Raw genomic sequence first — 1,166 nt, forward strand, 5'->3', positions numbered from 1 at the left:
CGCAGCATGAGGCATGGATGGAACCGCCGGGCTCACTCTCTCGCACCATGTGCGTTCGCGCGCCGACCTGCTCGTGAACGGATGGACCGATCGGAAGATCGCCGGGGCGGTGCGCGACGGAGCTCTCCATCAGCTTCGTCGCGGGTGGTTCATCGACTCGGGGGAACGGGAGAAGCTCTGGGAAGAGGAACGCCACCGCGCTCACGTCATCGCTGTGGCGCGCGACGCTCGTGGCCCGGCCGTCATGTCGCACTCATCGGCGGCGGTGCTCTGGGGGCTTCCGCTCTACGGGATGCGGCTGACGCGCGTGCACATGACGACGGATGCTCCGCATAGGATCTCGAGCTCGCCGGATGTGCGGAGACACGTCTCCCCGTTGCGGGTCGACGACGTGAGTGTCGTCGGCGGCATCCGGTGCACCGGGCTCGCGCGAACGGTGTTCGACCTGATCCGGGAGCTGCCTCTCGAGGCTGCGGTCGCCGTGGCGGATGCGGGGGAGAGGCAGATGGCCTCGCGCGGCCGGGAGTGGGATCAGGATGCTCGCACGTCATGGCGGCAGGGCCTGCGGGAACGCCTGGAGCGCGGGGCCGGCGTGAGGGGAATCCGCCAGGCGCGGTGGGTGAGCGTGTTCGCCGACGGGCGCGCGGAGTCGCCAGGGGAGAGTGTCAGCCGCCTGCAACTGTTCCGTCTCGGGTTCGAGTCGCCCGAGCTGCAGGTTCGAGTCGACGGACCCGACGGCAGGGCGTACTTCGTCGACTTCGGCCTGCGGGGTCTCCGAGCGTTCGGAGAGTTCGACGGTCGGCAGAAGTACGTCGACGCTGCTCTGCGATCAGGGAAGCCCGTCGAGCAGGTGGTCCTCGAAGAGAAGCAGCGGGAGGATTGGATCCGCGGTACCACTCACTGGCGCTTCGCGCGCTGGGACACCTCGCACATCAAGACTCCTCGCGCTCTGGCATTGCGTCTTGCCGCCTTCGGTCTCTCCCCCTCCTAGCCCTTCTTCCTCCCCTCTTCCTCCTCTCCCTTCCTCGCTCCGCTGGCGTCGACTTCATGTGCACTCGTCGACCGAACGAGAAATCCGCGTTGAGAAGTCGTGCACTCGTCGACATCATGTGCACTCGACGAGCGGAGCGAGGAAGGGAGAGGAGGAAGAGGGGAGGAAGAAGGGC

Annotated in this window: 1 protein-coding gene; it reads left to right on the forward strand. The window is 67.2% G+C overall.

Translation table 11 applies throughout. From position 1 onward, the window contains the following. Window positions 1–13: 13 nt before the first annotated feature. Window positions 14–991 carry a hypothetical protein gene (locus tag CQ047_RS18625; RefSeq protein WP_105677540.1) on the forward strand — a complete coding sequence of 326 codons (978 nt, stop codon included), beginning with the start codon at window positions 14–16 and terminating at the stop codon, window positions 989–991. The last annotated feature ends 175 nt before the right edge of the window (window positions 992–1,166 follow it).

This window comes from Microbacterium sp. MYb72, assembly GCF_002979415.1.
GTDB lineage: Bacteria > Actinomycetota > Actinomycetes > Actinomycetales > Microbacteriaceae > Microbacterium > Microbacterium natoriense.

Coding starts and splice junctions, on each gene's coding strand:
- CQ047_RS18625 (WP_105677540.1), top strand. CDS start 14: ATGGATGGAACCGCCGGGCTCACTCTCTCGCACCATGTGCGTTCGCGC.